Origin of the sequence: Parablautia muri, from assembly GCF_009917485.1 — a bacterium.
In the GTDB taxonomy this organism is placed as follows: domain Bacteria; phylum Bacillota; class Clostridia; order Lachnospirales; family Lachnospiraceae; genus Suilimivivens; species Suilimivivens muri.
The window spans coordinates 1-5318 of the sequence record NZ_QZDT01000103.1 but is presented as its reverse complement, the minus strand read 5'-3'; the positions used below and the strand labels follow the sequence as shown (position 1 = coordinate 5318).

Genomic DNA, 5318 nt, shown 5'->3' with positions numbered 1-5318 from the left:
TTCTCTTTCTCTATGCTGATGTCATTATATCGGTTAATTCTGTGACAATCAATCAGATTTATTTGAAGCCAGAATAAATGGGCAGCAACAATATGTATAATTTAGAATTGCAAACGTATCATCACCAACTTTTAATAATGGAATGCGGTTTTTATATGTTTCTTCTGTCAATGGCTCGTGAATACCCGTAACAAGCACTTCAGGGTGTGTTTTCCAAAAATCAATGCAGTTTTCCATTCCGCTCATTCCTTGGTCTGCCGTATGGTTTGTGGCTTGAAGGACAACATTAAATCCTGCCCCGGCTATGGCATCCCCCGCTTCTGTTGGGGAGTTAAATTTGGGATAACCATGAAAATCAAGCTCATTACCTCCAAATATTGTTTCTTGATTGATTATCTTTATATCTGCTTTTTCCAGAAATGCGCCTATTCCGTCAAATAAAAAGTCATAATTCCGGCTTCCGTCAGACTGCTTCCCGGCATTTACAATCCCCATATGTAATAAATTATCACCGACTGCCATGAGCGTAATATCGTGTTCTTCAAAAGCTATTTCATCATTTTGCGCCGGGAGAGACACTACTTGGACAACTGCTTCTTCCTTTTCCGGCGGTTTATGCACCCATCCGTATATGGTGTCTGCTACTGTATGCGCTCCTATAAGGCATAATATTATCCTTATGATTGCCATTAACCTATAAAAGCGTATCCGGCGCTTTCGTGCTTTTTTTCGTCTAACTGCCTGTGCTGTTTTTTTTGAACGGGAAATGGTTTGGTAATTTCGGTTCGGTACTTCCTGTTTCATTCTTTGCGGTGTTCTGCTCGGAGTTTTTGCCCCCTGCCTTGGTTTTCCGCTTGAAACCATATTCCATAATTCCAATTCCTGTTTCTTCTGCAAATCATGTTCCATAATGTTACCCATTACAAATTTTGAATATTATATTTCCAGTTTGCCAATGCAAAAGCAATGTTACGGCTTCCTTAGCAGACACAACTGGCAGTTTTTATATATACCGATTAAACATTCAAATATGATGGGAATGCTGAACATAAGGTATCTTTGGAAATATCAGTGGGATATTACCTGTCAACCGGGACCACACTCTTTAAACAGCGTGAAATCAGTCATTGCCCCGCCGCTGTTATCCATCCATAAAGTAATATCCTCTGGATTATCCGCCGGATAGCTTGCTTTCATATCCGCAATGAAATGCTCCGGCTCATCGCTTTCCGGCTGCCCGGACAAGTATGTAATATCCAGTGTGAATATCTCGTCCACCGTTCCGTCATTTTCTTTACGTTCCACAAGAACTGCGGAGCAATCCTTATACTCATAAAACGAAGCGTACATTTCTTTCCATTCGCTTATAGCCTGCTCCATAACCTTTTCACTGGGTGCAGTATCTTCTGTCGGCTTTTCGGCTTCTGCATTATTTTCTTCCGGCACACTGTCTTTTTCTGCCACTGTACTTTCACTGCCGCTGCCCATAAGTGGTTCTTCCTTTGGCACATTTTCTTTGCCGCACCCGGAAAGTAATATTGCGGATAAAATGCCAATTACCAAAATATTTTTCCATAGTTTCTGTTTTGTGTTTCCCATTTTTAACCTCCATGTAATTGTGATACTAAAACTTACTTTTCTGTTAAAGCTATATGGTTATGAACAAAAATACCTTACGTTCAGCATTCCCACCATGCCTGTTTCAAGATTCAAAACATTTTCAGTCCGCAAGGATATTGTCAACCACAAACTTAATATCTTTTATTTCTCCCTCCATTCCCAGATATTCCGTTTCCTGTTCTGAATTTTCGGGATTCCACTGTACGTCACTTGGATAGCAGAGAATGTAAGTTTTATCGCTGGTAGAAAACAGATAACGGTACTGGACAAAATCATATCCCTTTTCTATGAATTGTTCCGGTGTCATGGATTCCTCATAGCAGACGATATAAAACAGGACACCGCCGTCAAATGCGTCTATCCCCGCACTGACATCTTCTCTGACCTGTGTGTGATAAACAATATAATTCTGACCACTAGCTTCTACAGAATATTTTCCTTTCCAATCATCGGGCAGGATCAGTGTAAGATTGATTTCTTCCAACTTTATCATTTCCTGTTCTACTGGCACTTCAACCACTGTTTCACGGGCAAAGGCAAACGCGCCTGCACTAAAGCTGCAAGCCATAAGCACAAAAGCTGCGGCGGCAGTAAGGAAGCGTCTTATTGTCTGACGGTGATGCAGTTGTCTGTAATTTGGGATATTCTCTGCCTGTTCAACAAGCCGGTCATCAATGTTCCCAATATGTTCGGAAAGCTGTTTTTTGTTCATACTTTGATACCCTCACTTTCTAAATATTTTTTTAACTTGCGGCGCATTTCGTAAAGCATGGATTTTACCTTGCTCTGGCTGAAGCCTGTATATTTACAGATCGTTTCGATTGAATCAAAATACCAGTACCGCCGTATAAATACAGTCCGTTTTTCTTCCTCTAACCGCCAGAGGAACTTATCAATCGTACTTTCGATATGCTTTTTTTCGATTTCCGACTCTATGCTGTCTGTCCCGGATACGCAGTCACCTAATTCCTCTAATGAGGTAACAACAGCCGGATTTCTTTTAGCAGCAGAAATATATTCATATTTCTTCAAAGCCAGATTTCTGACAATCCTGCTCAAAAATACGGAAAATCTGTTTGGGTGCTTATCCGGGATTGCGTTCCAGACTGCAAGGTAAGTATCGTTGAGACATTCTTCCCTGTCTTGGTAGTTTGAGAGAATGTTATTTGCGATATGATTACAAAGCCCGCCATATTTTGAAGATGTTTCTGCAATCGCACTTTCATCTCTTGCCCAGTAAAGACTTACAATCGTCTCGTCATCCATAGTATGTTTTCACCTCCTTGTTATTTTGTAGATAAACAGCCTCCACTATACTAAGTACGGATTTTGTCATTTTGGTTGTAAAAAAAATAAAATTTTTTGTTTTGCAGAAGAATTATAGCATATCTTTTTTATCTCAAATCAAGTTTTAATATCTTCTAGGTAGGAATGAGGGGGATTCCGTAGTAGTCGGCATTGCTGGTAATGTGTATAACTGGCTGTCTTATGGAATTGTGGGTAACTCTGTTTGCAGGACGTGGGAAAGCTGCACTTTAGCTTTTCCATGTGCTGTGAATAGAGTTATCCATGATTCCATAGCCAGTTATGCACATTTCCACAATGCTTCTTTTGTTCCTCCCGGCGCGGGGCTTCCCCCACTAACTGACTTTTCTTTTCGGCTGGTCGCTTTTCTTTCCCTCCCGCCTTGCCCTCTGCTGGTCGGCTTTCTTCCGGCGGTATGCCGCAAGCCGTTCTGTTTCCTCCGGCGTGAGGTCTGCCCCGGTCTTTTCAACCGCCATAAGCTCCTTTATGGATTTCTGCTTGGGCGGCTTCTCTGGCTCGCTGGCTTTTCGTTTCTCCCGCCATTCCTTTTGCCACTCCCGGTTGTGTGCAAGCCGATTTTCCTCCGCTTCCAGTTCTTCCGGGGTGAGAAGCCCCGCTTTCTTCCTTGCGGTAAATTCCCGTTTTTCTGCCTTGCGTTTCTCATACCGCGCCTTTGCAAGCTCCTTTGACCGGGCTTCCTTTGCCGCCTGTTCCTCATGCTGGCGGCGTTGTTCCTCTACCTCTGCCGGGGTGACGATATATTCCGGCACTTCAAAAGCCCCGATAAAGTTTAGGTAGATGTCTATCCGCTGGCGGCGGTCATTCCCCCGTCCCTCGCCCTCATGCACAACCACTTTCTCAATAAACTCATTGAGCATGGGCGTTGTAAGCTCGGAGAAGTCGGTATAGCGTTTCACAAGCTGGATAAACTGGTCTGTTTTCAGCCTGTCGGCGTTCCAGTTTTCAATCTGCCTCTGCCATTCGGCTATGGACGTTTCCAGTTCGGTCTGTTCCTCGTCATATTCATTCAGCAGCCGGGTAAAATGTTTGTCGGGTATCTTGCCCGTGGCGTTGCCCTCATACAGCTTTTTCACAAGCCCTTCCAGCTCCTTGTGCCGCTTCTGTGCCTTGCTGATTTTCTGCTTGCACTCCTTGACGGTCTTTTCTTGGTTCTGGTCGGACGCTTCCCGGACGCGCTCTGTAAACTCCTTTTCATTGTGCCGCACATACCAGCTCACGCGCTGGATAACGGCAAGAATGGCGGCTTCTATCTTCGCTGTGGGGATATAGTGTATGGTGCAGTCATGGGTAAGCTGGCGGTAGCCGGAGCAGACAAAAGCGTCCTCAATCCATTTCCCTTGCACAAGGTTGTAGCGGTGTGTGAGTTTTGAGCCGCAGTCGGCGCAGTAGAGAAGCCCGGTCAAGCGGTTCGGGGCGTTCTGCCGCTTCGGGGCGCGGCGCACGGTTTCCCGTATCTTCTGTACCGTTCTCCATGTTTCCTCGTCCACAATGGCGGGGATTGCGCCCTCAAAAACGTGCTGTTCCTCCGGCGTGGTCTTGCGGGTGCTTTTGGTCTTGTAGTTCTCGCATACGGTTTTCCCCAATACCTTGCGCCCTGTGTATTCCGGGCGTTTCAGTATGTAGCCGATAGTGGTAGCTGACCATGCGTAGGGGTCGGCGTACTTTGCCGCCCGGACTGGCTCGCCTGTCCGCTTCCAATGCTCGGACGGGATAGGAATTTTCTCGGCGCGGAGTGCTTTTGCTATGCTGGCTATGGTTTCCCCGGCAAGGACGCTCTGAAAGATACGGCGCACAACGGCGGCGGCTTCCTCGTCAATTATCCATTCGCCTTTTTCCTCTTTGGAAGCGCGGTAGCCATAGCAGACACTACCAGAGCAGCGCAAGCCCTTTTCCATTCTGGACTTGAAAACGGTCTTGATTTTCCGGCTGGTGTCGGCAACATACCACTCGTTTATCACGTCACGGAAAATCGACATAATATCAAAGCCGTTGGCGGTGTCAAGGTTGTCATTGGCGGCGATAAAGCGCACATGGTATTCATCAAAAGTGCGCTTCAAAAGCCCCACTTCAACCACGTCACGCCCGATTCGGCTCTGGTCTTTGATGATGACCGTTGCCACGTTCCCCGCCCGGATTTCCTCTAACATAGCGTCCAGCCCCGGACGCTTGAACGTAGTTCCCCGGATTCCGTTGTCCGTAAAATGCCGGATATTGGTAAAACCGTTCTTTCTTGCGTAGTCCTCTAAAATCCGCTTTTGGTTCTCGATAGATACGCTTTCCCCGGCTCGCTCGTCGTCTGACGACCAGACGAATAGACGTAGAGGAAAACGCCGAGAAAAACAGGGAAAATGCCCGATTATCTGTCAAAACTC

The 5318-nt window shown here is 45.8% G+C and carries 5 protein-coding genes; all 5 read right to left on the bottom strand.

Going from position 1 to position 5318, the window contains the following annotated elements; genetic code table 11:
* Positions 1 to 48 precede the first annotated feature (48 nt).
* Positions 49 to 909, bottom strand: coding sequence for a CapA family protein (locus D5281_RS23885; protein ID WP_277935596.1), 861 nt, complete (start codon positions 907 to 909; stop codon positions 49 to 51).
* Positions 910 to 1086: 177 nt separating this feature from the next.
* Complete coding sequence (locus tag D5281_RS23880; RefSeq protein ID WP_004057271.1) at positions 1087 to 1599, bottom strand: hypothetical protein; 513 nt, start codon at positions 1597 to 1599, stop codon at positions 1087 to 1089.
* Between the two features lie 121 nt (positions 1600 to 1720).
* Entirely contained in the window at positions 1721 to 2332 is a 612-nt protein-coding gene (locus D5281_RS23875) for a hypothetical protein (protein ID WP_004057270.1), read from the bottom strand.
* On the bottom strand, positions 2329 to 2886 hold the full coding sequence (locus tag D5281_RS23870) for an RNA polymerase sigma factor (RefSeq protein ID WP_004057269.1): 558 nt from the start codon (positions 2884 to 2886) through the stop codon (positions 2329 to 2331). Before D5281_RS23870 ends, D5281_RS23875 begins: the two co-directional genes overlap by 4 nt.
* Before the next feature lie 374 nt (positions 2887 to 3260).
* Positions 3261 to 5303 carry a DUF4368 domain-containing protein gene (locus D5281_RS23865; RefSeq protein ID WP_330585305.1) on the bottom strand — a complete coding sequence of 681 codons (2043 nt, stop codon included), beginning with the start codon at positions 5301 to 5303 and terminating at the stop codon, positions 3261 to 3263.
* Positions 5304 to 5318: the final 15 nt, after the last annotated feature.